This window comes from Kitasatospora sp. NBC_00070 (genome assembly GCF_045041205.1).
In the GTDB taxonomy this organism is placed as follows: domain Bacteria; phylum Actinomycetota; class Actinomycetes; order Streptomycetales; family Streptomycetaceae; genus Kitasatospora.
This window is the reverse complement of sequence record NZ_CP108247.1, coordinates 7,374,250-7,399,543: the sequence shown is the minus strand read 5'-3', so window position 1 is coordinate 7,399,543 and position 25,294 is coordinate 7,374,250. Positions and strand designations below refer to the sequence as shown.

Annotated in this window: 25 protein-coding genes; 9 read left to right on the top strand and 16 right to left on the bottom strand. The window is 73.8% G+C overall.

The genetic code is table 11. From position 1 onward, the window contains the following. Positions 1-40 precede the first annotated feature (40 nt). Both OHV05_RS33525 and OHV05_RS33520 read left to right on the top strand, forming a co-directional pair. Positions 41-1,924 carry an FAD/NAD(P)-binding protein gene (locus tag OHV05_RS33525; RefSeq protein ID WP_405021071.1) on the top strand — a complete coding sequence of 628 codons (1,884 nt, stop codon included), beginning with the start codon at positions 41-43 and terminating at the stop codon, positions 1,922-1,924. Further along, positions 1,925-3,178 (top strand): putative PEP-binding protein, encoded by a 1,254-nt coding sequence (locus OHV05_RS33520; protein WP_405021070.1) that lies wholly within the window; start codon positions 1,925-1,927, stop codon positions 3,176-3,178. A gap of 41 nt (positions 3,179-3,219) precedes the next feature. Here OHV05_RS33520 and OHV05_RS33515 read toward each other — a convergent pair whose 3' ends face one another. From OHV05_RS33515 to OHV05_RS33505, 3 genes are all read right to left on the bottom strand, one after another. Next, complete coding sequence (locus OHV05_RS33515) at positions 3,220-4,602, bottom strand: FAD-dependent oxidoreductase (protein WP_405021069.1); 1,383 nt, start codon at positions 4,600-4,602, stop codon at positions 3,220-3,222. Positions 4,603-4,963: 361 nt separating this feature from the next. Then, a complete protein-coding gene (locus OHV05_RS33510) occupies positions 4,964-5,314 on the bottom strand; it encodes a lipopolysaccharide assembly LapA domain-containing protein (protein WP_405021068.1) in 351 nt (116 codons plus the stop codon). A gap of 117 nt (positions 5,315-5,431) precedes the next feature. After that, on the bottom strand, positions 5,432-5,830 hold the full coding sequence (locus OHV05_RS33505; RefSeq protein ID WP_405021067.1) for a hypothetical protein: 399 nt from the start codon (positions 5,828-5,830) through the stop codon (positions 5,432-5,434). 124 nt (positions 5,831-5,954) lie between these two features. Between OHV05_RS33505 and OHV05_RS33500 the strand changes: the two genes are divergently transcribed. Next, positions 5,955-8,447 (top strand): SCO7613 C-terminal domain-containing membrane protein, encoded by a 2,493-nt coding sequence (locus OHV05_RS33500; protein ID WP_405021066.1) that lies wholly within the window; start codon positions 5,955-5,957, stop codon positions 8,445-8,447. A gap of 19 nt (positions 8,448-8,466) precedes the next feature. On the opposite strand, the gene OHV05_RS33495 is transcribed toward OHV05_RS33500, so the two are convergent. The 4 genes from OHV05_RS33495 to OHV05_RS33480 form a co-directional block, all read right to left on the bottom strand. Continuing rightward, on the bottom strand, positions 8,467-8,736 hold the full coding sequence (locus tag OHV05_RS33495) for a hypothetical protein (protein WP_405021065.1): 270 nt from the start codon (positions 8,734-8,736) through the stop codon (positions 8,467-8,469). Positions 8,737-8,788: 52 nt separating this feature from the next. After that, positions 8,789-9,364 (bottom strand): TerD family protein, encoded by a 576-nt coding sequence (locus OHV05_RS33490; RefSeq protein WP_403035431.1) that lies wholly within the window; start codon positions 9,362-9,364, stop codon positions 8,789-8,791. 118 nt (positions 9,365-9,482) lie between these two features. Continuing rightward, a complete protein-coding gene (locus OHV05_RS33485; RefSeq protein WP_405021064.1) occupies positions 9,483-10,424 on the bottom strand; it encodes a M56 family metallopeptidase in 942 nt (313 codons plus the stop codon). A 3-nt stretch (positions 10,425-10,427) separates the two neighbouring features. Continuing rightward, positions 10,428-10,847, bottom strand: a complete 420-nt coding sequence (locus tag OHV05_RS33480; protein ID WP_405021063.1) for a BlaI/MecI/CopY family transcriptional regulator — start codon at positions 10,845-10,847, stop codon at positions 10,428-10,430. A 194-nt stretch (positions 10,848-11,041) separates the two neighbouring features. Between OHV05_RS33480 and OHV05_RS33475 the strand changes: the two genes are divergently transcribed. Continuing rightward, positions 11,042-11,626, top strand: a complete 585-nt coding sequence (locus tag OHV05_RS33475) for a TerD family protein (RefSeq protein WP_405021062.1) — start codon at positions 11,042-11,044, stop codon at positions 11,624-11,626. A gap of 38 nt (positions 11,627-11,664) precedes the next feature. On the opposite strand, the gene OHV05_RS33470 is transcribed toward OHV05_RS33475, so the two are convergent. From OHV05_RS33470 to OHV05_RS33455, 4 genes are all read right to left on the bottom strand, one after another. Next, a complete protein-coding gene (locus OHV05_RS33470) occupies positions 11,665-12,525 on the bottom strand; it encodes an alpha/beta fold hydrolase (protein WP_405021061.1) in 861 nt (286 codons plus the stop codon). A gap of 120 nt (positions 12,526-12,645) precedes the next feature. After that, the gene (locus OHV05_RS33465) at positions 12,646-13,023 is read right to left on the bottom strand and encodes a hypothetical protein (protein WP_405021060.1); all 378 of its coding nucleotides are present in this window, start codon (positions 13,021-13,023) and stop codon (positions 12,646-12,648) included. Between the two features lie 92 nt (positions 13,024-13,115). Next, entirely contained in the window at positions 13,116-14,759 is a 1,644-nt protein-coding gene (pgm, locus tag OHV05_RS33460; RefSeq protein ID WP_405021059.1) for a phosphoglucomutase (alpha-D-glucose-1,6-bisphosphate-dependent), read from the bottom strand. 160 nt (positions 14,760-14,919) lie between these two features. Next, on the bottom strand, positions 14,920-16,113 hold the full coding sequence (locus OHV05_RS33455) for an Ig-like domain-containing protein (RefSeq protein WP_405021058.1): 1,194 nt from the start codon (positions 16,111-16,113) through the stop codon (positions 14,920-14,922). Between the two features lie 172 nt (positions 16,114-16,285). On the opposite strand from OHV05_RS33455, the gene OHV05_RS33450 reads away from it, so the two are divergent. Next, positions 16,286-17,380: a calcium:proton antiporter gene (locus OHV05_RS33450; protein WP_405021057.1), complete on the top strand. Its 1,095-nt coding sequence runs from the start codon at positions 16,286-16,288 to the stop codon at positions 17,378-17,380. A 20-nt stretch (positions 17,381-17,400) separates the two neighbouring features. Here OHV05_RS33450 and OHV05_RS33445 read toward each other — a convergent pair whose 3' ends face one another. The 3 genes from OHV05_RS33445 to OHV05_RS33435 all read right to left on the bottom strand — a co-directional run bounded on the left by OHV05_RS33445 (position 17,401) and on the right by OHV05_RS33435 (position 20,191). After that, positions 17,401-18,657, bottom strand: a complete 1,257-nt coding sequence (locus OHV05_RS33445; RefSeq protein ID WP_405021056.1) for a pyroglutamyl peptidase — start codon at positions 18,655-18,657, stop codon at positions 17,401-17,403. Between the two features lie 73 nt (positions 18,658-18,730). Further along, positions 18,731-19,465 (bottom strand): Mut7-C RNAse domain-containing protein, encoded by a 735-nt coding sequence (locus OHV05_RS33440; RefSeq protein ID WP_405021055.1) that lies wholly within the window; start codon positions 19,463-19,465, stop codon positions 18,731-18,733. A gap of 57 nt (positions 19,466-19,522) precedes the next feature. Further along, on the bottom strand, positions 19,523-20,191 hold the full coding sequence (locus OHV05_RS33435) for a DUF4386 domain-containing protein (protein WP_405021054.1): 669 nt from the start codon (positions 20,189-20,191) through the stop codon (positions 19,523-19,525). A 117-nt stretch (positions 20,192-20,308) separates the two neighbouring features. Between OHV05_RS33435 and OHV05_RS33430 the strand changes: the two genes are divergently transcribed. Continuing rightward, positions 20,309-21,004, top strand: coding sequence for a TetR/AcrR family transcriptional regulator (locus tag OHV05_RS33430; RefSeq protein WP_405021053.1), 696 nt, complete (start codon positions 20,309-20,311; stop codon positions 21,002-21,004). Positions 21,005-21,120: 116 nt separating this feature from the next. Beyond that, on the top strand, positions 21,121-21,450 hold the full coding sequence (locus tag OHV05_RS33425) for a hypothetical protein (protein WP_405021052.1): 330 nt from the start codon (positions 21,121-21,123) through the stop codon (positions 21,448-21,450). Between the two features lie 23 nt (positions 21,451-21,473). Here OHV05_RS33425 and OHV05_RS33420 read toward each other — a convergent pair whose 3' ends face one another. Both OHV05_RS33420 and OHV05_RS33415 read right to left on the bottom strand, forming a co-directional pair. After that, positions 21,474-22,610 carry a polymorphic toxin type 44 domain-containing protein gene (locus OHV05_RS33420; RefSeq protein WP_405021051.1) on the bottom strand — a complete coding sequence of 379 codons (1,137 nt, stop codon included), beginning with the start codon at positions 22,608-22,610 and terminating at the stop codon, positions 21,474-21,476. A 6-nt stretch (positions 22,611-22,616) separates the two neighbouring features. Further along, positions 22,617-22,934, bottom strand: a complete 318-nt coding sequence (locus tag OHV05_RS33415; protein WP_403035468.1) for a hypothetical protein — start codon at positions 22,932-22,934, stop codon at positions 22,617-22,619. A gap of 239 nt (positions 22,935-23,173) precedes the next feature. On the opposite strand from OHV05_RS33415, the gene OHV05_RS33410 reads away from it, so the two are divergent. After that, a complete protein-coding gene (locus OHV05_RS33410; RefSeq protein ID WP_405021050.1) occupies positions 23,174-23,740 on the top strand; it encodes an EF-hand domain-containing protein in 567 nt (188 codons plus the stop codon). Between the two features lie 168 nt (positions 23,741-23,908). After that, a complete protein-coding gene (locus OHV05_RS33405; protein ID WP_405021049.1) occupies positions 23,909-25,294 on the top strand; it encodes an erythromycin esterase family protein in 1,386 nt (461 codons plus the stop codon).

Here is a 25,294-nt window from a genome sequence, read left to right as displayed (position 1 = left end):
GCCGCGCCACGTCCCCACCCCTCACACCGGAGGCTTCACCATGAGTCGAACAGGCATGTGCCCCAGGGTGCTCGTCGTCGGTGCGGGCCTGGCCGGCACCGCCACGGCGATCCGCCTGCTCCGCTTCGCGCGCAGCCCGCTCGAGGTGGTCCTGCTGGAGCGGCGGTCCGACTACCGGAACGCCGGGGTCGCGTACCACCGGGACGGCAATCCCTGGGACCACGTGTTCAACATCCAGGCCGGCCGGATGTCGGCGTTCCGGGAGGACGTCCTCGACTTCGTCCGCTGGGCCAACCACGAGGCCGACCGCCGGAGCTGGCCCGAGCCCTGGGCCGGGCTGCAGTTCGTCGAACAGGGGCCGGCACCCCGGCGGATCTTCCAGGACTACCTGGCCGACCGGCTGGCCGAGGCCCGCCGCGAGGCCGGTCCGGGTGTGGTGCTGATCGAGGCGGACGGCGAGGCGGTCGACCTGGAGGTCCGCCCCGCCGGGGTCGAGGTGACGGTCCGGCAGCTCAGCACGGCCGGCCGACCGGCCGGCGAGGGCCCGGAGCCGGCGGTGCTGCTCGCCGACCACGTCGTGCTCGCCACCGGTCTCGAACAGCGTGATCCACCCTTCGCCACCGGCGTACGCGGCCACGCGGCCTTCGTCCGGAACCCGTACTCCGCCTCCGCCGTCCGCCGGCTGGAGGCGCTGCCACCGGAGGCCACCGTCGCGATCGTCGGCTCCGTGCTGAGCGCGTACGACTCGGCGGGCCTGCTGCTGCGGCGCGGCCACACCGGGCGGATCCACCTGATCTCCAGGACGGGCACGATGTTCCGGACCTACCCCGGCGGTCACGAGCACGGGGTGCTGCAACTGCCCTGCCCGAAAACGCTGCTGGAGCCGTACCGGAACCGGGAGGAGTTCCTCGGCCGGGTCAGGACCGAGTGGGAGACGGCCTGTTCGGCGGTGACCCGGGAGCACCCCGAGGTCGACCCGGTGGTGGTCGCGGAGCGGGTGGCCAAGGCGTGGGAGCCGCACCTGCCGGAGGCGATCGACCGGATTCCCTCGGCCGAACTGCGCGGCCTGCTGGACGAGTTCGGCACCGCCATCGCGGCGTTCCGGGTCGGTGCGGTGGAGTACACGATGTCCGTCATCGAGCGCGCCCTGCACCCGGCCGACGGGCCGGTGCGGCTGGTCGTCGGCCGGGTGGCCGAGATCGCGCCGACCGGCTCCGGGCGGCTGGCCGTCTCGGTGGTCGCCCCGGCCCGGCGGCAGACCATCGAGGCCGATCTGGTGGTGGCCAACTTCGGCCGGGAGTCGGACTACCTCCGGGTCGGCCAGGCCCTCTGGCGGAACCTGCTCCGGAAGGGGATCGCCGTCCCGCACGCCCGCACCGGGCGCGGCCTGGAGGTCGACGACCAGGGCGCACTGCTGACCGCCGAGGGCGAGCCGGCCGGGCCGATCTCGGCGGTCGGCGTCCTGCGGGAGGGTGACGAGATCGTCCGGAACGGCCGTACCGGGGCGTTCACCTTCAATCTCGCCGCCATCAAGAACCATTCGATCGCGGTCGCCGCGCGGGCGATCGAGCAGGTGGAGCTGCGCGACGAAGGTCTGGCCCGAAACATGGCTCAATTGCACGGCCATCTCGGCAACATCGAGGAAGCGACCCGGGTGGGCTTCGAGGACGCTGTTCTCCTGGAGGCGAAGAGGTTGGCCGCCCGGACCCGAAATGAGCGGGAACTGCTCGACGCACACCTGGACGCCCGACTCAGGTCCGTGGGCGAACTCCTGACCCTCCCGATGGACGCCTTCCGGTCCGGCCGCCTGATCAGGGCGGCCGTCAACCGGGCGGCCGTCGAACGACTCACCGACATCTCCGTGACGCCACGACAGCTGCGCCGACAACTGGGACTGGCGGACGCCGAGGATCTGGAGGACTAGTTGAACGGGCGACGGATTCAGGGATTCCTGCTGACCGGTGGCACGCAGAACGTCCTGCACGGCACCTGCAACCGCACCAGAACCCCGCGCGAGGGATCCATCCTCGTCGCCCCTTCCCTGGAAGCCGGCCTGTACGAGGCGATCGTGGCGGCGAGAGCGGTCGTCTGCGGTTCCGGTGGGCTGACCGGCCACATGCAGTCGCTCTGCCGGGGCCGGGGAATCCCGGTGCTCCGGGTCGACCAGGCCGATCTCGCCGACCTGGTCGGTGAGGTGACGCTGCATCTGGAGAGCCAGTCGATCGTCCTCGGCTCCGCCCCCGGCACCGGGGACGCCGGCCCCGGCGGCGGCACCCCCTCGGTGGACGACCTGGGCTCGGCCTGCGCGGTCATCGCCGACCTCCAGGACATCGAGACGGTGAACGCCTGCGGCCCGAACGCCAAACGGGTCGAGTCCTTCTTCATCCGGGAGGAGTTCCTCTGCCTGGCGGCGGGTCTGCGGCCGCTGGACGCCCTGGCCGGCGGCCCGGCCGCGATCGCCGCCTACGGGCGGGCCGTCGCGGACCGGCTGTGCGCCTTCGCCGAGGTGCTGCTGCCCGACCAGCGGCTGGTCCTGCGACTGCTGGACCTCCGCTCCGACCACGCGGCCGGCGTCACCGAGCTGGCGGCCGTCGCGGTCGAGCCCAACCCCGAGCTGGGCCTGCACGGCGCCCGCTGGCTGCTGGGGTCGGCCGAGTACCGGGACGCCCTGCACACCGTGCTCGGCGCACTGCGCGAGCGGCTCGGCGAGGACGCCCGCCGGGTGCACCTCTCGGTGCCCTTCCTCAACGACGCGGAGGAGTTCGCCCAGCTCAGGGCCCACCTCCGGCTGCCGCCCGAGGTGGCGCTCTCCGCCTTCATCGAGACGCCCGCCGCCGTGCACGCCACTCCCGCGATCTGCGCGGCCGGCGCGGGTGAGCTGTTCGTCGGGGTGAAGGACCTGGTGCAGTTCTACCTGGCCGCCGACCGGGGCAACCACCTGGTGGCCGAGTCCTACCAGACCCGCCACCCGGCGGTGCTGGACGGCGTCCGCCGGGTGGTGGAGTCCGCCCGCGCCGCCGGCACCCCGGTCCGGGTCTTCGCCCTCGGCGCGGACCTCGCCCACTACCTGCAGAACCTGCCCACCCCGGACGGCTTCATGATGTGCACCGCCGAGCTCCGCCAGGTGCTGCTCAGGTCCGCCCCCGACTTCTCCACCCCGACGGGACGGGCGGCCTGACCGGGCCTCAGCCGTCCGCTCCGGAGCGTCCGCCCCCGCCGTCAGGCCCCCGTGGCCTGCGCCGAGGGCGGACGCACCGCCGCCCGCGCCCCGGCACCGCCCGACGGCCCGCGCAACACCCGGCGCAGCACCTTCGGCGCGAACAGCCCCTGCGGCGGCGAGCTGAGGTTGGCCACCGTCAGGAACGCCCGCGCCACCTCCGGGTCCACCGCCGCCACCCGGTGCAGCCGGGCCACGTAGCGGTTGAGCAGCCGCACCCGCAGCGTCCGCCGGCCCTCCACGAACGGGAACCGCAGGTCGCCGCCGACCGACATGTCCCACGGCACGCCGACGGCCTGCGCCGCCCGCCGGAAGTACTCCCGGACCGCCGCCGGACCGCTCCCCCGGGCCAGGCAGTCCCGCAGCGCGACCGCCTGCAGGGCGGCGGCCGTCATGCCCTGCCCGTACGAGGGGTTGAACTGGCACAGCGCGTCGCCGAAGACCAGGTAGCCCGCCGGCATCCGGTCGATCCGCTCGTAGCGGCGCCGTACCGACACCGGGATGCGCATCGCCAGCGGCTCCGTCAACGGCTCCAGCCGCTCCAGCAGTTCGTGCAGCTCCGGCACCGGCAGCCGCTCGGCGAACCGGTGGAAGCCGGCCGGATCCACCGGCGGGACGTCCCCGTTCATCCCGAACAGCGTCACCAGCCAGCGGCCGCCCTCCGCGCTCAGCGCGACCCCGCCGCGCGGCACCGACGCCGAGGCGCCCACCAGGTACGCGTCGGCCGGCGCCTCCCCCGGCCGCCGCCGGTACTCCCGCGACACGTACACCACCTTGGAGTCGACCCGGTCCTCCGGTGCCGCCTCGTACCCCAGCCCGGTCAGCCAGGCCACCCCCCGGTTGCTGCGCCCGGTGGCGTCCACGAACAGGTCGGCCGCCACCGTCTGCGGCTCGGCGTTGACCCGCAGCAGCCGGACACCGGTGATCCGGCCACCGGCCTTCTCCGCCACCGGCTCCAGTACCTCGCAGCGGTCCTGGATCTCCACCCCCTCCAGCGCCGCCACCCGGGAGCGCAGATACGTCTCCAGCGCGGGCCGGCTGACCATCAGACAGGGCAGCGCCGAGTCCCCACCGCTCATCCGGTGCCCGTCGTTGAACCACCGCACGTCCGCCTGCGCGTCCCGGACCAGTGCGCCCTGCCCGACCAGGTCGTCCCCGAGACCGGGGAAGAACTCCTCCAGCACCTCGAACCCCCGCGACAGCAGCCCGTGCGCGTGCCGGCTCTGCGGCACCCCCCGGCGCGGCCCCCCGCCCTGCGGCAGCGTGTCCCGGTCCACCAGGGTGACCCGCTCGTACGTCTCCGACAGCACCCGGGCCGCCAGCAGCCCCCCGATACCCGCCCCCGCCACGACCGCGTGGCCACCTGGTCCGCTGCTCTCCGGCATGCTGTCCTCCTCGTCCCCGGTGTTACGGGGACAGCATGGCGGTCCTGACTCGGCATCCGATTGCCATCCGATTGCCGCGCCCGTCGGAGCCCTCCCGGACAGCGGTCGGCCCCCGGTCGCGGACAGTGCCCGCGACCGGGGGCCGACCCGGCGGGGCGGTCCGCTGCGGCGCCGTCAGCTGCCGCCGGGGACCGCCCCGCCGTCACTCAGCACTGGGGACGACGACCGTGGTTCGCCCCGCGCTTGGCACGAGCCTTCTTCTTACGACGACGCTTCGACGACATGAGCGCTCCTCTCGGGACAACTGGACCCACGTTCGCACACGACGCTCCGCCCTGCCTCCCGACGCCCGTCGCACGGTTCACTCCTCCGGGCGGCCGGGCCCCGGCTCCACCGGCTCGTCCACCGGGGGCACCGGCTCGTCCACCGGCGGCGCGGCCGGTACGGGTGCCGGCGCCGGGGCGAGGGCGTTCTTCCGGGCCACCCGGCGGAGCTGGAGGATCCGGGCCGTGCCCGGGATCGCCACCAGCAGGATCCCGCAGACGGCGGACAGCAGCAGGGCGACGCCGAGCGGCAGATGGGTGTGCGTACCGAAGAACGCCACGTCGACCTGCTGGGTGTTCTCCAGGATGAAGATCAGGAGCACCAACAGGACCAGGGCGAACAGCGCCACCCCGATCCAGGTCGCGCTCGTTCGGGTGCGCTTCGGCATCTGACGATCCGTGCGGGCAGACCGGGAACCCATCGGCTGGCCTCTTCTCTCGCGCTCCGGGGCGGACAAGATCCCTTCCAGCATGCGGGCCGACCCGGCCCACCGCCCGACGGCCGGTCAGCGGTACGGGTCGAAGTCGTCCCGGTGGGTGACCCCGGTACCCGCCGGCCGCCAGTGTCGGTGGTGACCGGCCTGCCGCCAGGTCTCCGGGGCCGCAACCGCCCGGTCGATCCAGGCGGCGACCTCCGGCAGACAGCACTGCACCAGCACATGCCGGGCCACGGCCCGCTCGGCGGCCGGGAGCGGGACGACGGTCATCGACAGCCGTTGCCGCAGCGAGGGGTGGACGGTCACGCCGTACCACTGCACCGCCAGCAGGCTGCCGTCCTCGGCCGGCCGGGAGCCGAAGTACAGCTTCTCGACCCGGGACATCCGCTCGCCGAGCGCGGCGTCCAGGTCCGAGGGGGTGAGCGGCCACGACAGGTGGCTCGGCAGGCGGCGGTTCCGGGCTGGCATCCCCCGAGCCTGCCAGATCCGCCCCCGGGGCGCTCCGTCGCCGGGCCTGCCGACCCGGCCCCGGCCGGAAGTTGAGTACCCCTACTCATGTCGCCGCCGCCGGGCGGCCGCCACAATCACCTGCATGAACACCGGTTCACCCGCCTGCCCGGGCTGTGCTTCGCCCCTGGGGCCCCCGCCCGTCACCCGCTGCCCGCAGTGCCGCCTCCCGCTGCTCGGCCAGGACGCGGCCGCCCTCTGGCAGGTGACCCTCGCGCTCGCCGGTCTGGACGCCCAGCGGCACTCCCTGCTGCTGCACCGCGACCACCTGCTGGCCGGGCTGCGCGCCCGGCAGGACCTGCCCGACCCGCCGCCGCACGCGCCGTACCACCCGCCGCTGCCGCCGCGCCAGGAGGTCTCGGGACCGTCCGCGCAGACCGTCCTGCTGGCCCTCGGCGGACTGCTGGTCGCCGTCGCGGCCCTGGTGTTCACCGTGGTGAGCTGGGGCCGACTCGGCCTGGGCGCCAAGGCGTTGATCCTCACCGGCATCACGCTCTGCGCCCTGCTGGCGCCTCTGCCGCTGCGCCGGCGCGCGCTGACCGCCACCGCCGAGACCTCGGCGGCGCTCGGCCTGTCGCTGGTCCTGCTCGACTGGTACGCGGCCCGGGCCGTCGGCCTCGGCGGGCTGGACCGGCTCGGCGCCGCCGCCTACTGGGCGGGGGCCACCGCACTGACCGCCGCCGGGGCGACCGCCTACGGCCGGGCGCTGCGGCTGCGCGGGCCGCTGCCCGTGGCCCTGCTGCTGCTCCAACTCCCCTTCCCGCTGGCCGCGGTGGCCACCGGCGGCGGACCGGCCGTGATCGCCACCGCCTGCCTGCTCACCGCGCTGCTCGACCTGGCCCTCGCGACCCGCACCACCGCCCCGGTACTGACCGTCACCGCCACCGGCTGGGCCCTGCTCGGCGGCGGGTCGGCCGCCGGCCGGGTGGCCGACGCCACCACGCTCGCCGAGGCCCGGGCGCACTGGCTGCCGCTCGCCCTGCTGGTGGCGCTCGGCCTCGGCGCCGCGCTGCTCCCCGCCGGCGTCCTGCCCGTGCCGCTGCGCGCCGTCGGCCCCCGCTGCGCCTCGGCCGCGCTGGCCGGGATCGCACTGCTGGCCGGGCTCGGCGGCAGCCTGCGGTTCGCGCTCTCCACCGACTGGGGCCCGGCCGCCTATGCCGTCCCCGGCGCCCTGCTCGCCCTGGCCGGGGTCACCGCGCTGACGGTTCCTCAGCCCCGGCACCCCGCCGCCTGGCGCGGTCTGCTCGGCAGCGCGGCCGCCGCCCTGCTGCTCACCGGACTCGCCTGCCTGCCCGCCCTGCTGACCGCCTTCTTCGCGCCCACCGCCCAATGGGGCGGCACCTGGTTCGGGGCCGACGCCACCCTCCCGGCCTGGCAGCTCGCCCCGGCTGCGGCGGTCCTGCCGTGGCTGCTCGTCGCGGTCCTCGCGGCCGCCGCCGCCCGCTGCGCCCGGACCGGCCACCGGCCGTGGGCCCGGCCGCTCGGCCGCTCGGCCCTCGCCGTCGGCGCCCCGGTCGTCCTGCTGCTGCCCGCGCTGCTGCACCTGCCGCTGCGGACCGGCGCCGGCTGGGCCGTCCTGCTCACCGTCGGCGCCACGGCCGCCCTGCTCCGGCGGCCGACCGCCCCGGTTGCCGCGCTGGTGCTGCTCGCCCCGACCGCCCTCGCGGCGGTGCTCTGGTCCGGCACCGACCGGCCGACCACCATCGCCGTCTGGTCCGTACTCGCCGTACTGGCCGCCCTGTTGGCGGTCGCGCTGCCCGCCCCGTGGACCCCCGGTCCGGCCGTCGCCGCCGTCCTCCTGCTCGCCGTGGTCGCGGTCACCGCCGGCGCCACGGCCGGGCTCGCCCCGCACGAGTACGCCTTCGCCGTCCTCGCGGTCACCGCGCTCTCCGTCCCGGCCGCCGCCCGGACGGACCGGCCGGCCGCCCTCCCGGTCGAGCTCACGGGGTACGCGATGGTGCCGGTCGCGGCGGCCCTGACGGCCGGTCACCCGGCCGCGCTGAGCCTGCTGCTGGCCGTGGCCGGTCTGCTCGCCCTCGGCGTCGCCGCCCTGCGCCCGGGCCGCCGACGGCGGGCCGGTGCGGCGGCCACCGGGCTGCTGATCCTGTCCTCCTGGGTCCGGCTGGTGATCGCCGGGGTGACCGCACCCGAGCCGTACACGCTCAGCGTCGCGGCGGCCGCCCTGACGATCGGTCACCTGCACCGCCGCCGCACCCCGTCGGTCTCGTCCTGGACCACCTACGGACCGGGTCTCGGCACGGCGCTGCTGCCCAGCCTGCTCGCCGTCTGGGCCGACCCGCACTGGCTGCGCCCGCTGCTGCTCGGCGGGTGCGCGCTGGCCCTGACCGTGTTCGGCGCCCGCCGCCTGCTGCAGGCCCCGCTGGTCCTCGGCGCCGGCACCCTGCTGCTGGTGGCCGGGCACGAACTGGCCCCGCTGCTGGTGGAGTTCCTGGACGTGCTGCCCCGCTGGCTCCCGCCGGCCGCCGCCGGGCTGCTCCTGCTGGTGCTCGGCGCCACCTACGAGCAGCGCCTGCGGGACGCCCGCCGGGCCCGCGACGGACTGCGCCGGATGGCCTGACCGGGGCCGGGGCCGGCGGTCAGATGCCGTGCGACGGGAGCAGGGTCACCCGGTCCGGGTCGTACGGCTGCCAGTGGGCCGACGAGCCGTCACCCATCACCCGGAGCCGGCACCAGAGCCGGCCGTCGGCCGCCTCCCACCAGGCGTTGATCCGGCCGACCGCCCAGCGGCCGTCCTCGTACCGCACCTCGACGGGCTGGAAGACCGGTCGGGTCTCCTGCTCCGGGGGTGACCACCCCGTGCTGCCGGCCGGCCGGACCGCGCCGGGTTGTTCCTGCGGAGCGTGCACCGCTGTCCTTTCGGGCACCCGACGTCCAGGGGCGGGCAGGGGGCGGAGGGGGTCAGACGTTGACGCCGAAGTCCTGGGCGATACCGCGCAGCCCCGAGGCGTAGCCCTGGCCGATCGCCCGGAACTTCCACTCCTCGCCGTGGCGGTAGAGCTCGCCGAAGATCATGGCGGTCTCGGTGGAGGCGTCCTCGGTGAGGTCGTAGCGGGCGATCTCCGTGCCGTCGGCCTGGTTCACCACCCGGATGAAGGCGTTGCGGACCTGGCCGAAGCTCTGCTGCCGGTTCTCGGCGTCGTAGATCGACACCGGGAAGGCGATCTTGGCCACGTCGGCCGGGACGGCCGCGAGGTCGACCTTGACCTGCTCGTCGTCGCCGTCCCCGCCGCCGGTGAGGTTGTCACCGCTGTGCTCGACCGAACCGTCCGGGCTCTTCAGGTTGTTGAAGAAGACGAAGTGCTGGTCGGTGAGCACCCGGCCGTTGGCGTTGCAGAGCAGCGCGCTGGCGTCGAGGTCGTGGGCCGCGCCGGTCGTCGTGCGGACGTCCCAGCCGAGACCGACGATGACCGCGGTCAGGCCGGGGGCCTCCTTGGTCAGCGAAACATTGCCACCCTTGGCGAGCGAGACTCCCACGGTGCCCCTCCTGAAGTTCCCGGCCGGGTTCCGAGCGTCCCGGCGGCCGATCTGTGAATCTACAGCACTGTAGAACATCGACCGAAGCCGAGCCCCTCCCCGGGCCCGCCGGTCGGTCTCAGCCCAGCGGGTTCATCGGCACCACGTGCAGCACCAGCAGCAGCGCCGCGCAGGCGTTCAACGAGGACACCGCCGACACCGTGGTCCCCACCGCCGCGACCAGCGCGGCCAGCCCGGTCCGGCTGTGCGCCGGTGGCCAGCCGTGCAGGCCGGGACCGGGGGCCAGCAACGCGGCGATCCGGCGCGGGACGGGGCCGGGCGCGGCGAAGCCGGTCAGCCCGACCGGGACGGCCGAAGGTCCGGCGAGCGCCGCCCGGCCGACCGCACGGGCCGTCAGCCGGCGGTCCCCGACGGCCTGCGCGGCCTCCTCGTCCGCCCAGCGCTCGGCGCTGAACGCGACCGCCTCGCGCAGCGGGCGCAGGAACGGGTTCACCGCGGCGGCCAGCCGGACCAGCAGCAGGTAGCGGTGGTGACGACCGCTCAGATGGGCCCGCTCGTGCGCGATCAGCGCGCCCCGCTCGTCCTCGTCCAGGCAGGCCAGCATGCCGGTCGAGACCGCGATCCGGCCGGGCCGGCCCGGCACCGCGTACGCGTAGGGCACCTCGTCCGGCAGCACCACCACCTCCGCGTCGCCGGGCAGCGCGGCCAGGGCGCGCCGGGCGCCGGACTCGACCCGGCGGTGCCGCCACCAGACGGCCGTCGCCGCGAGGACCACCGCGAGCAGCGCGGCGATCGAGGCGGTGCCCACCGCCTCGTCGTACGGCACCGCCGCCCGCACCTCCGGGTCGGCCCAGGCGTCGGGCAGCGGGTTGCCGGGGATCTGCGCGGTGCCCACCACGCCGAGCAGCACCAGGCAGAGCGTGCTGCAGAGGCCGAGGATCGCCGCCAGCCCGGTGAGCAGCCGGGCCGCGGTGCGCGGGTGCAGGTGCTGCTCGGCCAGCCGGGCGATCGGCAGTGCCGTCAGCGGCAGGATCAACGGGAGGAAGACGAAGACCCCCACCGCTCAGCCCTCCCGCCCGCTCGCCGGGGTGCCTGGCGGCGGCTCGGTCCCGGCCAGCAGGGCGCGGATCAGTTGCTCGTCGTGCGGCGACAGCGCGGTCACGAAGCTGGCCAGCACCGCGTCCCGGTCCGCCTCCCGGTCCAGCACCCGGCGCATCCGCAGGGCGGCCAGGCCGGCGCCGTCGGCCGCCGGGGTCCACCGGTAGGAGCGGCCGTCCCTGACCCGGGTGACGGCGCCCTTCCCGTGCAGCCGGGACAGGATGGTGATCACCGTCGAGTAGGCCAGCTCGCCCTCGAAGTTCTCCTGCACCCAGGCCGCGGTGACCGGCGCCCCGGCCCGGCCGAGCACCCGGAACAGCGCGGCCTCGAGCTCGCCCTGCCCGCGCCTGCGGCCCGGGTCGGCTCCGTCCACGGCCTGCGTCATGGCGTCTCCCTCCGGTCCGGTACCGCGCGGCACGGCGGCGGCCGTTCATCCTAACGGCCGCCCCGAGATCTACACTGCTGTAGATCCGACCCGGACAGCGGCCGGGGTGCAACGGATCGCGCCCGTCGGGAGTTGACTGGGCGGAGTACTCGGCGGGGTCCCGCCCCGGACGTGTCCACGAAGGAGAGAGCCACGTGAGTGTGAACCTGGCCAAGGGCCAAGGAATCAGCCTGCGCAAGTCCGACGGTGGCGCCCTCAGCGTGGTGCGCATGGGTCTGGGCTGGCAGGCGGCGCCCCGCAAGGGCTTCCTCGCCAAGCTGACGGCCCGTGACATCGACCTGGACGCCTCGGCGGTGCTGTTCTCCGCCGGGCGCGAGCTGGTCGAGGTGGTCTACTTCAACCAGCTCACCAGCTCGGACGGCTCCATCCGGCACACCGGCGACAACCTGGTCGGCGGCACGGTCAAGGGCGGCGACGACGAGTCGATCGTGGTCGACCTGCAGCGGGTCCCGGCCCGGGTCGAGCAGATCGTCTTCACCGTGAACTCCTTCACCGGCCAGACCTTCGCGGCCGTCCAGGACGCCTTCTGCCGGCTGGTCGACGAGAGCACCGGCCAGGAGCTCGCCCGCTACACCCTGACCGGCGGCGGCCCGTACACCGCCCAGATCATGGCCAAGGTCCAACGCACCGGTGACGGCTGGCAGATGACCGCCATCGGCGCCCCCGCCACCGGCCGCACCTTCAAGGACCTGCTGCCCGCCATCACCCCGCACCTGTGACGCGACGCCGGGCCCCCACCGGGGCCCGGCCCTCGCCGCTACCCCGCCGTCAGGAACTCCGTCACGGTGCGGACGAAACGATCCGGCTCCTCCACCCACGGCCGGTGCCCGGACTCGGCCAGGACCTCCAGCCGGGCGCCGGGGTGACACTCCGCCACCCGCCGCGCCGGCACCGTCCCGATCAGGGCGTCGGCCGCACCGGCCAGCACCAGTACGGGAGTCGTCCCGGCCGACAGCCGGGCCAGCCGGGCCGCCCGCTCCCCGGGGGCCGGGGCTCCGGCGTAGAAGGCGTCCCGCACCCACGGCACCGAGCCGGCGTGCCCGTGCCGGTACTCGGCGTACCGCTCCCGGCTCCACCGGTACCAGGAGAACGGCAGCGCCCAGCTCTGCAGGACGGCGAGTTCGGCGCCGGTCACCTCGCCCGCGGCCAGCCGGCGGTCCGCCTCGGCCGCCTTCGGGTACCAGGGCTCGTCGGCCCGCGCCGCCTTCAGCTCGGCCAGCTCGACCGGGTCGGGTTCGCGTTCGACCCGGCCGACCGGGGTGACCAGCACCGCCCGCCGGACCCGGTCCGGGTGTGCGGCCAGGTACTCCTGGGCGGTCAGGCAGCCCGCCGAGTGGGCCAGCAGGTCGAACCGGTCGAGACCCAGGTGCACCCGCAGCGCCTCCACGTCGCGCGCCTGCTCCACGAAGGACACCGTGCTCCGGTCCACCGGGACCTCGGACCGCCCGGCGGCCCGGCCGTCCAGGAAGACCAGCCGGTGGTGCCGGTCCAGCCCGCCGAGGTCGCCCAGGTAGCGCGCGTCCGTGCCCGGGCCGCCGCCCAGCACCAGCAACGGGTCGCCCGCACCGGCGAGTTCGTACCAGAGTCCGACGTGGTCGTGGGAAGGGAAGATCGGCATGCGGTAACGATCACACACCGGGCCCGCGCCGGGGGGCCGTTCGGCGGACCGGGCCGCTTCCCGCCCCGGCAGCGAACGGCCCGGCCCGGACCCTGGGGTCCGGACCGGGCGCGGGTCAGGCTACTGGTCGGTGTAGCTGAGGTCCCCGACGGTCCAGCTGCTGATGTCGGCGATCGCGATCCGGTACATGCCGCCGGTGTGCGGCAGGCCGTAACTGCCCTGCAGGATGCGGGCGAGGTGCAGGTGCAGATGGGTCGGCCGGGCGGCGGGGTCGCCGCCCGGACCGCCGGGGCCGGGGTCGGTGAACAGGGTGGCGAAGGGTTTGAGGTGGTCCGAAGCCGCGAGGACTTCGGCGATCCGTTCCCGCCACAGGCTCTGCGGGGCGAGCCGTCCGGTGATGACGGCGCCGGGGACGACCACGGTCAGGGGCATCTGATTGCTGTGCTCGGACTCCACCATCGCGGCGATGTCGACGAGCAGCCCATCGGGGTTCGACATACCGGGATCCTAGTACCTCCCCCGCGCCGGCCGGGCCCCGAGGTCCCGCCGCGCTGCCGGGAGCGCCGCGGGACCGGGGCGTCGGCGGGGCGTCAGACGCCGCCCAGCGCCTCGCCGACCAGCGCCCGGGCCTCCTCCTGCACCCGGGCCAGGTGCTCCGCGCCGTGGAAGCTCTCGGCGTAGATCTTGTACACGTCCTCGGTGCCCGACGGCCGGGCCGCGAACCAGGCGTTCTCGGTGCAGACCTTCAGCCCGCCGATCGCGGCGCCGTTGCCCGGCGCCTCGGTGAGCACGGCGGTGATCGGCTCACCGGCCAGCTCCCCGGCCTTCACCTGCTCGGCGGAGAGCTTGGCCAGCGCCGCCTTCTGCGCCCGGTCCGCCGGGGCGTCCACCCGGGCGTAGGCGGGGGCGCCGAAACGGTCCGTCAGTTCGCCGTAGTGCTGCGACGGCGTGCGCCCGGTGACGGCGGTGATCTCGGCGGCCAGCAGCGCGAGCAGGATGCCGTCCTTGTCGGTGCTCCACACCCCGCCGTCGCGGCGCAGGAACGAGGCCCCGGCCGACTCCTCGCCGCCGAACGCGACCGACCCGGTCAGCAGCCCGTCCACGAACCACTTGAACCCGACCGGTACTTCGAGCAGGTCGCGCTTCAGCTCGCCCGCCACCCGGTCGATCATCGACGAGGAGACCAGGGTCTTGCCGACCGCGGCCCCGGCCGGCCAGTCCCGGCGGTTCCGGTAGAGGTAGTCGATCGCCACGGCCAGGTAGTGGTTGGGGTTCATCAGGCCACCGTCCGGCGTGACGATGCCGTGCCGGTCGGCGTCCGCGTCGTTGCCGGTGGCGATGGTGTACTCGTCCCGACGGCCGATCAGCGAGGCCATCGCGTACGGGGAGGAGCAGTCCATCCGGATCTTGCCGTCCCAGTCCAGCGACATGAACCGCCAGGCCGGGTCGGTCAGCGGGTTGACCACCGTCAGGTCGAGCCGGTGGGTCTCGGCGATCCGGCCCCAGTACGCGACCGAGGCCCCGCCCAGCGGGTCGGCCCCGATCCGGATCCCGGCGGACCGGATCGCGTCCAGGTCGAGCACCGAGGGCAGGTCCTCGGTGTACGTGCCGAGGAAGTCGTACCGCCCGGTGGTCTCCGCGGCCAGCGCCCGGGTGTACGGGATCCGCCGGACGTCCGCGAGCCCGCCCCGGATCAGCTCGTTGGCCCGGTCCTGGATCCACCCGGTGGCGTCCGAACCGGCCGGGCCGCCGTGCGGCGGGTTGTACTTGAAGCCGCCGTCGCCGGGCGGGTTGTGCGAGGGCGTGACCACGATGCCGTCGGCCCGCCCGGCCGGGTTGCCCCGGTTGTGGGCGAGGATCGCGTGCGACACGGCCGGGGTCGGGGTGTAGCCGTCGGCGCTGTCCAGCAGCACGGTCACGCCGTTGGCGGCCAGCACCTCGATGGTGGTGACCCGGGCGGGCTCGGACAGCGCGTGGGTGTCGATGCCGAGGAACAGCGGCCCGGTGGTGCCCTGGGCGGTCCGGTACTCGCAGATCGCCTGGGTGGTCGCGGCGATGTGGTCCTCGTTGAAGGCGGTGTCCAGCGAGGACCCGCGGTGCCCCGAGGTGCCGAACGCGACCCGCTGCCCGACCTCGGCCGGGTCAGGGCGCAGCGCGTAATAGGCCGTCACCAGCCGGGCCACGTCGACCAGATCCTGCGGCTCGGCCTGCCGGCCTGCGCGTGCGTGCACCATCGTGTCCTCTTTCGTCCGTCGGCACTGCCCGGTGGCGGGCCCGCCAGGGCAGCCTAACCGGGCCTCGCCCACCCGCTGTTCGGTATCGAAGCAGCCCGGGTTGGCGCGCCGCTGAGCAGCCGGACAACGTCAGGTCACGGCTGGGCGGCGCGCCCGGCCGCTACCACTTGCTCCAGTCGATGTTCCAGCCGCTCATCCCGTTGTCCGGGTCCACCGGCTTACCGACCGAGTTCCGCACCGTCACCACGTCGCCCACCATCGCCGCGTCGTAGAACTTGCCGCCCGGCAGGTCGGAACTGCCGTCACCGGGCCCGTCGTACAGGCCGATGCAGCCGTGGCTGATGTTCTGGCTGCCGAAGACGCTCGGCGCGGCGTTCTTGCCGTGCACGTAGGTGCCGGTCGGGGTGAGCCGCAGCGCGTGCGGCATCTCCACCTTGTACGCCGGGCCCTCGTGGTTGGGCACCGTGCTGGAGTCCATCACGGCGGTGCCCTCCTTCGCCATCACCACCATGGTGCCGTTGAAGGTGTTCTGCGAAGCGGGCGAGCTGGCACCGGCGCTGATCGGGATGGTCTCGTCCGGCTTGCCGTCCTCCTGCACCACCATCTTCTTGCTGCTCGCGTCGGCGGTGCTGATCCGGGACCGGCCGACCGTGAAGGTCTGGTCCGAGTCCACCTCGCCGTAGACGCCGGGCGCGGTCTCCACGCTCTTCAGCCGGTACCTGACGGTGACCCGGCTCTGCGCCTTCCAGTACTTCTCCGGACGGAAGTCGACCCGCTCGGAGCTGAACCAGTGCGGCTTGACCACCGTGCCGTCGCCGGTCTCGAAGGACACCGCCTGCTCCACCGCCGCCCGGTCCTTGACCGGCTCCTTGAACTCCAGCGAGACGATCATGCCGACCCCGTACGTGGCGCCGTCGGCGATGTTGTCGTGCGGCCCGGCACCCTTGCTCGGCTTCAGGGTGCTGAAGCCGCCCTGGAGCGCGGCCGCCACCCCGTTGGCGTCCACGGCCTTGGCGTCCACCTGGTAGTCGGTGGAGACCGCGAGGTTGCCGGTCGGCGTCCAACTGGAACCGTCCACCGTGAAGGTCCCCGGCACGGCGGCGCCGCCCTTCGCCGCGACCTGGACGTCCGTCAGTTTGCCGCCCTGCACCGAGACCTTGAGCGCGCCGGCCGGTTTGACGCCGGTGCTGCCGGTGCCGGGCTCGATGCTGATCACCGCCGCCGAGGTCTTGGCCGCGGACGGGCTCGCCGTCCCCGTCGGCCCCGCCTTCGTCCCACCCCCCGAGCACGCCGCCGTCAGCGCCAGTGCGCCGCTGAGCACGCCGGTGGTCAGTGCCCTGCCAAATCGCTTCATCGGTCCCTCTCCCACGGTGTCGTTCCCTCAACACCACGCGTGAAGCATACGAAGAGGTTCTCCCGATCTCCCACCGGTTCGGCACCGAAACCGCCGCTCAGCGCCGGTACGCCGACACGCCGTGGTCCCCGGGCCCACCGTCGGAACGGCCCGGCCCTGGAAAACTCGGGGGATGATCGCCAAGGCCCGCAGTCAGACCCTGCAGTGGACCACCCTCGCCCCCGCGCTCGCCTTCGTGCTGCTCGCCGCGACCTGGGGCAGATCCCTGCCCACCGCGCTGGTGGTGCTGGTCGCGCTGTTCCTGGCGGCCGCGGTGCTCGCGGCGGTGCACCACGCGGAGGTGATCGCGCACCGGGTGGGCGAACCGTTCGGCTCGCTGGTGCTGGCGGTCGCGGTGACCATCATCGAGGTCGCGCTGATCGTGACGCTGATGGCCGACGGCAGCGAGAAGAACGCCACCCTGGCTCGGGACACCGTGTTCGCGGCGGTGATGATCACCTGCAACGGCATCGTCGGGCTGTGCATCCTGGTCGGCGCGCTCCGGCACCGGGTGGCCGTCTTCAACGCCGAGGGCACCGGGGCCGCGTTCAGCGCGATCGCCACCCTGGCCACCCTCAGCATGGTGCTGCCGACCTTCACCACCAGCAAGCCGGGCCCGCAGTTCTCCACCACCCAGCTGGTCTTCGCGGCGACCGCCTCGCTGATCGTCTACGGGCTCTTCGTCGGCACCCTGACCGTCCGTCACCGGGACTACTTCCTCCCGCTGACCTCCGAGGGGAAGGTCCTGGAGGAGCACGCCCACCCGCCGACCGCCCGGGCCGCCTGGTTCAGCCTCGGCCTGCTCGGGGTGGCCCTGGTCGCGGTGGTCGGGCTGGCCAAGGGGGTCAGCCCCACCATCGAACGGGTGGTCGCCGACGCGGGCCTGCCCGCCTCGGTGGTCGGCGTGGTGATCGCCATGCTGGTGCTGCTCCCGGAGACCATCGCCGCCGTCCGCTCGGCCGCCCGGGACCGGATGCAGACCAGCCTCAACCTCGCCCACGGCTCGGCCCTGGCCAGCATCGGCCTGACCATCCCCGCCGTCGCGGTCGCCTCCGCCTGGCTCAGCGGCCCCCTGGTCCTGGGCCTCGACGCCACCCACATGATCCTGCTCGCCCTCACCATCGCCGTCGGCACCCTCACCGTCATGCCCGGCCGCGCCACCCCCCTCCAGGGCGGCGTCCACCTCGCCATCATGGCCGCCTTCCTGGTCCTCGCGATCAGCCCCTGACCTCCCTCGGAACGTCGCCGCTACGGGCGCCAGCCGGCCCGGAGGAGGGTGAGGATCTCGGCGGTGATCGCCTGTTCGTTCTGTTCGAACTGCGCGCCGCTCAGCTGGGTCCGGTCGGCCGGCAGGCCGGTCAGTACGGGGGTGTGCAGGTGGCCGCCGGGCAGGTCGGGGCGCAGTTCCAGGCGCAGGCGGTTGCTCCGGTAGGCGACCTCGTTGGAGAGGTAGCCGCCGCCCCCGCCGGCCACCGCCCGGGAGCCCGGGGTCGGGCCGTCGGCCCGGTCGACCGGGTCGCTCCCGCCCGCCGGGATCTCGGTCACCTCGGTGTTCAGCAGCACCGGGAACGGGCTCTGGGCCGCCGCCTCCCAGGCCGCCCCGGGCAGGGTGGTCGGGATGAACTCCGCCCCGGGGCCCATCCCCGGCGCCACCACCGGGCGGTCGTACGTCCCGCCGGACAGCGCCCCGGTGTTGTCCGGGTACGGGTCGGCGGAGCGGGCCCGGCCGGCCCAGGCCTCCACCGTGAACAGGCCGGGGTAGCCCTGGCTGATGGTGGTGATCCGGTCGGCCGCGCGCGGGCCGGCCGTCAGCCTCGGGGCGAACGCCCGCTCCACGATGCCGTGGTCGAAGTCGGCGTAGCGGACCGGCAGCACCACCGCGCGGATCTCGGCGGTGCTGCCGTCGTCCAGCGTCACCCGCCGCCCGTTCAGGCTCAGCGCGGCCGAGCCGGACGGGTTGGCGGTCCGCAGGTCCCCGTCCAGGCCGAACGGGTCGAATCCGCTGACGAAGATCCGCTTCACTCCCGGGGCGCCGCCGAAGTCGTTCTCCCGCAACCCCCGCGAGGCGTCCTCGAACCGGCCCCGCAGCGCATCCCGATCCACCGCGAACACCGGCTGCCAGCCCGCCAGTTGGTCGACCATCGCGAGCCGGGCCCAGTACAGCGGCCGGTCGTCCGACGCCGCCAGGTCACCGCCGGGGCGCCGCCCCTGGCTCCGGTTCACCGCCGCCTGCCAGAGCGCCGTGCCCCAGGAGTCGAGCAGCTGCTCGGCCTCGGCCACCGACCGGGCGCTGCACAGCGCCGCCGGGAACCGGGCGGTGAAGCTGCCCAGACCACCCCGGGCCACCAGCTCGGCGCTCCGCGGGTCGGTCAACCGCCGCTCCTCCGCGCCGCGTTCGGCCGCCCCGACCGTGCAGCTCGCCGCAGCGGCCTGCGCGGGGACGACGGAGAGGGTGGGCAGCAGGACGCTCGCCGCGAGCACGGCGGCAGCAAGGGAGGGTTTCATGGCATGTGACATTACACAGAGCGGGACCCTCCGCACGCCGGAACCGGCCAACTGCCCGCCGTCCGACCCCGGCTCAGCCCGCCTGAGCCGCGCCGAACTCCTCGACCGCAGCCGCCACGATCGCCTCCAGCTGGGAGTGGTGCGCACCGCGCCAGTACACCTGCGAGCAGTCGGCACACTGCGCGAACACGTCGTAGGCGCGCTCGGTCCCGTCCCGGAGCTGCTCCTTCACCTCGGCCTTGGCGGCCTCGCGGAGCGTCCCGTTGCAGGCCGTGCACCTGGTCCAGGGCGCCAGCGGCGGGGCGAACCGGGAGAGCACGTCCCGCAGTTGCTCGACCGGACGGTGGCTGTACACGTAGGCGCCCGCCCAGAGCTCCCGCCGGTGCAGCAGCCCCCGGTCGCGGGAGAGCAGCACCCGCTGCTCGGCGGCCGAGCGGGTGGCCAGCGCCGGGTCCCCGATGTCGGTGCTCTCGTACGCCGCGTCCACGCCCAGCAGCCGCAGCCGGCGCGCCAGCGTCCCGAGGTGCACGTCGAGCAGGAAGCGGGCCGGGCCCGCCAGTTGCTGCGGCCTGGTCACCGCCTGCACCGAGATCCGCTCACCGGCTCCCGGGATGTGGGCGGTCGGCACCGGCGCCCCGTCCACCTCCAGCACCCCGACCTCGGTGAGCGGCACGCCGAGCGACTCGACCAGGTGGCCGAGCGTCGAGGTGCCGTCGGTCCGCACCTCCGACCGGCCGGCCCGCCGGGGCGCGGCGACGAAGACGTGCAACTCGGGGTCGAACTCGATCCAGATCTCCGGCTTCTCCACGGCAGCAGCATGCCAGCCACCGCTCCGGCCTGGCCCGCCGCCCCCGGCCGGGCACCGTCAGGCGGCCGGGGCCGCCGGGTCGAAGCCCTTGACGATCAGCCGGACCGCCAGCGTCACCTCCCAGGCGAACACCGGCACCGCCGCCAGCGAACCCACCGGCGACACCTGCCCGTAGAGCCCGAACAGCACCGCGGTGGCGGAGACGCAGATCAGCGGACCGCCGACCAGCCCCAGCACCGCGACGAACCGGGGCACCAACCGCGAACGGTACATCAACACCGCCAGCACCAGGGTGTTCGCCCCCAGCACGAAGTTCGGCCCGAGCAGGAAGGTCCAGTCGTGGACCGCCACCAGCGCCCTGGCCACCGCCTCGCCGCCCACCCCGGCCCCGACCTCCCGACGCACCGTCACCACCGACAGCACGGCCACGATCCCGACCGCGATGACGGCGGCCTCCAGCAGCCGGCCGCAGACGTAGCCGAGCGCCGCCGCCTCGTTCCGCCGCCGCAGCACCGGGTACAGCACCACCCCGGTCCCGATCACCGCGAGCACCAGCACGATCTCGCACAGCGCCCCGGCGAACACCCGCGCGTCGGCCCCGGCGCCGAGCACGTAGTCGGCGTTCCGCAACGCCGGTCCGTACAGCGTGAGGCCGCCGACCGCGGCGACCTCGGTGATCAGGAACAGCCCGCCCGCAACCTTCGCGGTCCTTCGGTCCGAACTCATCAGTTTCCTCCCCAGCCCCGAGGTGTACGGCGTACACCTGTGCCAGAGATTAGGCGTACGCCGTACACTCGTCAACACCAGCCGCCGGTTCTCCGGCCGACCGCAAGGGAGCTGACGATGACTCGGCAGCCGGAGACAGCCCGCCGGGCACCGCTGAGCCGCGACCGGGTGCTGCGCGCCGCCGTGGCGCTCGCGGACGCCGTCGGGATCGACGCGCTCAGCATGCGCAGGCTCGCCCAGGAGCTCGGCGTGGTGCCGATGGCGCTCTACAAGCACGTCGCCAACAAGGAGCAACTGCTCGACGGCATGGTCGACTTCGTGCTCGACGAGATCGGCCCGCCCACCCCGGGCCCCGACTGGCAGCCCGCCGTCCGGGCCCGCATCCTCACCGCCCGGAGCGCCCTGCTCGGCCACCCCTGGGCCGCCCGGGTGATCCAGTCCCGCACCGCCCCGACCCCGGCCCTGCTCGGCTACACCGACTCGCTGATCGGCCTGTTCCGCACCGGCGGGTGCTCGGTCGACCTCACCCACCACGCGATGCACGCCCTCGGCAGCCGGATGCTCGGCTTCACCCAGGAGCTCTTCGACGACTCCCCCGGCGCCGCCCCGCCCGACCCCGCCGTGCTCCGGGCCCTGGCCGCGAACTTCCCGCACGTCGCCGAGCTCGCCACGGCCGGGGCCCACGACGAGAAGTCCGTCGTGGGCCCCGGATGTGACGACCAGTCCGAGTTCGAGTTCGCCCTCGACCTGCTCCTCGACGGTCTCGCCCGCCTGCACCGCAGCGGCTGGTCCTCCACCGCCACGGCCGGCTGAGCCCGCCCGCCGGCAGCAATATTGAACACGTTCAAAGAATCTGCCAGGATGGCGCCACAAGGTCGGCCGTCACGATCGCGCGGCCGGCGCTGCCCAAACGGATTCGGGGCCTCGCCATGCTCATCGCACTGCTCTTGTTCCTCGTGATCGGGTTCCTCATGGTGGTGGCCCCGGCCGTCCTCCTCGGCCTGGTCGCCGGCCGGCTGACGGTACGGCAGACCCTGCCGGCCCGGACCGGTGTGCTCCTGCTGCTCGCGGCGGTCCAGTCGGCCGGGTGGATCCTGCTGCTGCCGAACGGCTACCTGGAACTCGTGACGACCTTCCTGGTCGTCCTGGCCACGCTCGCCTCGGGAGCCGGCGGCGTGGCGTGGGCGAACCACCGCAGCCGGCCGGCCTGGTACCACCCCACCGGGGAGCCCTACTGGCCCAACGTCGCGGGCGGCTGAGACCGACCGGCGCCGACGGCCGCTCAGGCCGGGCGGACCTGGTCCAGGTGCTTGGCCTTCATCTCTGCGACCACCTCGCGGATCTTGGCGTCGAGCTGTTCCTTCGTCAGGTCCTTGCCGTACTGCTTCCACAGGTCGATGCCCGCCTGCATGGTCAGCACGTCCCCCGGGTCGCTCTTGCCGACCAGGACCGGGATGGGGACGGTGGCGCCCTTGATCAGGGTGTCGGGACCGAAGCCCGCGGCGGTGCCCACGTAGCCGTAGTGGATGTTCGAGTAGATGTCGTAGAAGACCTTGTCCTCGGTGCCCGGCACCTGGAAGTAGAAGTCGTCCGGCTGCTTCAGGTCGAGCCGGTCCTGCAACTTCGGCTTGTGGTCCCAGTCCTGACCGGGGCCGACCTTCAGGGCCCACTTCGCCAGCGCCGCGAGCTTGTCGGTGGGCGTGGTGAGGATCCCGATGAAGGAGTCGTCGGTGTTGTACAGATCCCGGATCGACTTGAAGTCGGGCGACTCGATGTTGGTCTTCATCTCGTCGAAGATGAAGTCGCCCGCGTTCTGGTAGTTCTGCTCGCTCGGGTTCCTGACCTGGTCGAGCTTGGTGTAGGAGTCCGCGTTGAAGCCCCGGTCGGCAGCGGAGTTCAGGTCCTGACGCAGCGCCTGGTCCGCCGCTGCGTCCAGCCGGTCGGCCTTGCCCAGGATCTCGGCGAGCCGCTGCTCCACCTGCTGGACGGCCTGGTTCTGCTGGTTCTGCGCGTCCCGGAAGTCCGGATCGTTCCGCTCGTGGGACGTGCTGTCGAGCGGATCGCGCGGCGACACCTGCCCGTTCTCGGCGATCCGCACCCCGACGGCCGGTGCCTCGCTCTCGGCCAGCGTCCGCAACTCCTTCTGCACCGCCGTGAACTGGGCGTGCACGTCCGCCAGCAGGGCCTGGACCCTGGCCGCCTCGTTCGCCGCCCGGTCGAGCTCCTGCTCGGCCTGGGAGAGGGTGTTGAACGCCCGGACGGCGGCATCGCCGCGCCAGTCCGAGGCGGAGAGCGGCTTGACCGTGCCGGAGCTGAAGCCGCCGACGGCGGCCCGGAGTCGCTTCGCCGCCTGCTCCCAGCTGTCCGCCGCCGCGTCCAGCGCCTTCAGGTCCGCGTGGTGGAGATCCTCGTAGCGCACGGCCGGCTACCCGAACGCCCGCTGGATGCGGGACATCTCGCCCTGGACGTCCGCCTCGGTGCGCCGGTAGGCCGCAGCCGAGGTCTCGAACCGTTCGGCGAGGCCGCGCAGGATCGCGTCCAGGCCCTCCACCTGCTGCTCCCACCGCTGCACGAGCACCTTCATCCCCTCGGCGGACTGCCAGCCCGCGAGCTTGCCGGAGCAGGCGGTGGTCTCGTCCAACGGCGACAACGCGGCGGCCCGGAAGTCGCCCCGGGTCTCCCCCGTGGCGGACCGGGCCTGCTGAAGCACCTGCGGATCCACCTGCACCTCGGCTCCGGCCACGACCTCAACTCCCCGACTCGCAAAGACATTCGAAGCGCTCATGGTGGGTGGTCCGGCTTGCAGAATCCTTGCAGCCACCGCCCGGGCACCGGGAATACCACATCGCACTCGGCCCGTCCGGCGATGTACCGAACAGCCCTCATGACACCCGGGATCCGACCTAGCGTGGTCGACCGATCGCCTGACGTGATGGCGTTCTTCGGCTCCGGCACGACAACCGGCACAGCAAGGGGCAGCTCATGGCCAGCGTGTTCCAGCGGGACAAGATCAAGGGAATGTTCGCCGCGTTCGATGTGAACGGGGACGGGTACCTCCAGCGGGACGACTTCGAGGCCCTCGTGGTCCGTTGGAGCCGGCTGCCCCGGGTGGCGGCGGGGGCGGAGTTGCGGGCCACCCTGGAGGCCGTCCTGATGGGCTGGTGGGAGAGCCTGCTGGCACACGGCGACGCCAACGGTGACGGCCGGGTCGACCTCGACGAACTCCTCGCCCTGGTCGACGAGTTGCCCGGCATGGTGGCGGCCGTCAGCACCACCGCCGACACCATCTTCGACGCCGTCGACGAGAACGGGGACGGCCGGATCTCCCACAGCGAGCACCAGCGGCTGGTGGAGACCTGGAACGGGCAGAGCGTCGACACCGACGGGATCTTCGACCTGCTCGACCTGGACGGCGACGGCTACCTCAGCCGCTCCGAGTTCGCCCTGCTCTGGGTCCAGTTCTGGATCAGCGACGACCCCGCCGAACCCGGCAACCTGCTCTGCGGCCGCATCCCGGGCCAGCGGCACGCGGACGCCCTCGAAGGGTGATCCGGCACCGCACCTGAGCTCGGGTCAGCCGGTGGTGTAGCCCGCTACACCACCGGGCCAGGGGTTCTCCCCCGACCAAGTCGGAGGAGAGCCCCAGCGCGGCCCACCGCCACTTCCGGCCATGATCGTTTCACCGCCCGACGGGCCCCGAAACGAGGAGTGACCAGCATGAACGCGCACCAGCAGACGATCGGCCGCCGAGGACTGCTCGCCGCGACCGCCAGCCTCGCGGCCACCGCCCTGCTCGCCCCGGTCGCCGCCGCCGCCCCCGGCCCGGGCCCCGCGCCCACCAGCGCCACCGCCACCGCCACCGCGTCGAAGGACCGTCAGGCCGCCGCGCTCCGCGCCCTGGACCGCGCCGCCCAGCCGCTCCGGTCGACCGAACCCGGCGGCCGGACCACCGACCTGCGGGCCCTGGGAGCCATGATCGGCGACGCCGAGGTGGTCGGACTGGGCGAGGCCACCCACGGCTCGCACGAGTTCTTCGCCATGAAGGAACGCGTCTTCCGCTACCTGGTCGAGCAGAAGGGCTTCACCACCTTCGCGCTGGAGATGAGCTGGACGGCCGGCCTGCGGATCGACGAGTACCTCCAGGGCGGTCGCGGCGACGCCCGGCAGGTGGCCAAGGAGACGCTGACCGGATCGCCCTGGGAGCGCGAGGAGTTCGTCAGCCTGATCACCTGGATGCGCCGGTACAACGACCGGCACCCCGACCGGAAGGTGCACTTCATGGGCAACGACGTCGGCGCGCCCCGGCTCGGCGACGCCGCCTTCGACCGGGTCCTCACCCATGTCCGCGCGAGCCGCCCGCAGGATCTCGCCCGCCTCGAAGGGCTGTACGCGGGGCTGCGCCCGCTCGACGACGTCTTCGCCTACCTGGGCAGGCCGGTCGCCGAACGGCGCCACAACGCCACCGTCGCCCAGCAGGCCCTCGACCTGGTCACCGCGGGCAAGGGCGCCGGCGGCGACGCCTACGAGTGGGCCGAACAGCACGCCCGCAACATCGCCCAGACCTTCGCCTTCGCCTCCCTCGACCTGTCCGACCCCGAGTCGGTGTCCGCCGCGGAGCACCTCCGCGACCGGGTGATGGCCGACAACACCACCTGGTGGCACCGGCGCACCGGCGACAGGATGCTGCTGTCGGCGCACAACGGCCACGTCGGCTACCTGTCCACCGACCCCGTGATGTACCCCACCACGCAGGGCGTCTTCCTGCGCAACGCCCTCGGCCCGGCCTACACCGCGATCGGATTCACCTTCAACCAGGGGTCGTTCCTCACCGCGACCACCCTCGGCAGCCCCTGGGCCAAGGTCACCGTCCCCCGGGCCACCCCCGACATGCAGGAGTACACCCTCGACCGGGTCCGCCAGCGCGACTACTACCTCGACCTGCGCACCCTGCCGACGGCGGGCCGCAGTTGGCTCGACACCCCGCGCCCCGTGTACGAGGCCGGTTCCTCCTACAAGGGGGACCCGCACCCCACCCTCGCCATCGGCCGGGCCTACGACGTCCTCATCCACCTCGACCAGGTGCGCGAGGCCGTCAAACTCTGA

Bases quoted from the DNA above. Each gene is read 5' to 3' on its own strand.
- OHV05_RS33525 (WP_405021071.1), top strand. From the start codon at position 41: ATGAGTCGAACAGGCATGTGCCCCAGGGTGCTCGTCGTCGGTGCGGGC.
- OHV05_RS33515 (WP_405021069.1), bottom strand. From the start codon at position 4,602: ATGCCGGAGAGCAGCGGACCAGGTGGCCACGCGGTCGTGGCGGGGGCG.
- OHV05_RS33510 (WP_405021068.1), bottom strand. From the start codon at position 5,314: ATGCCGAAGCGCACCCGAACGAGCGCGACCTGGATCGGGGTGGCGCTG.
- OHV05_RS33505 (WP_405021067.1), bottom strand. From the start codon at position 5,830: ATGCCAGCCCGGAACCGCCGCCTGCCGAGCCACCTGTCGTGGCCGCTC.
- OHV05_RS33500 (WP_405021066.1), top strand. From the start codon at position 5,955: ATGAACACCGGTTCACCCGCCTGCCCGGGCTGTGCTTCGCCCCTGGGG.
- OHV05_RS33480 (WP_405021063.1), bottom strand. From the start codon at position 10,847: ATGACGCAGGCCGTGGACGGAGCCGACCCGGGCCGCAGGCGCGGGCAG.
- OHV05_RS33470 (WP_405021061.1), bottom strand. From the start codon at position 12,525: ATGCCGATCTTCCCTTCCCACGACCACGTCGGACTCTGGTACGAACTC.
- OHV05_RS33465 (WP_405021060.1), bottom strand. From the start codon at position 13,023: ATGTCGAACCCCGATGGGCTGCTCGTCGACATCGCCGCGATGGTGGAG.
- pgm (WP_405021059.1), bottom strand. From the start codon at position 14,759: ATGGTGCACGCACGCGCAGGCCGGCAGGCCGAGCCGCAGGATCTGGTC.
- OHV05_RS33455 (WP_405021058.1), bottom strand. From the start codon at position 16,113: ATGAAGCGATTTGGCAGGGCACTGACCACCGGCGTGCTCAGCGGCGCA.
- OHV05_RS33450 (WP_405021057.1), top strand. From the start codon at position 16,286: ATGATCGCCAAGGCCCGCAGTCAGACCCTGCAGTGGACCACCCTCGCC.
- OHV05_RS33445 (WP_405021056.1), bottom strand. From the start codon at position 18,657: ATGAAACCCTCCCTTGCTGCCGCCGTGCTCGCGGCGAGCGTCCTGCTG.
- OHV05_RS33435 (WP_405021054.1), bottom strand. From the start codon at position 20,191: ATGAGTTCGGACCGAAGGACCGCGAAGGTTGCGGGCGGGCTGTTCCTG.
- OHV05_RS33430 (WP_405021053.1), top strand. From the start codon at position 20,309: ATGACTCGGCAGCCGGAGACAGCCCGCCGGGCACCGCTGAGCCGCGAC.
- OHV05_RS33425 (WP_405021052.1), top strand. From the start codon at position 21,121: ATGCTCATCGCACTGCTCTTGTTCCTCGTGATCGGGTTCCTCATGGTG.
- OHV05_RS33410 (WP_405021050.1), top strand. From the start codon at position 23,174: ATGGCCAGCGTGTTCCAGCGGGACAAGATCAAGGGAATGTTCGCCGCG.
- OHV05_RS33405 (WP_405021049.1), top strand. From the start codon at position 23,909: ATGAACGCGCACCAGCAGACGATCGGCCGCCGAGGACTGCTCGCCGCG.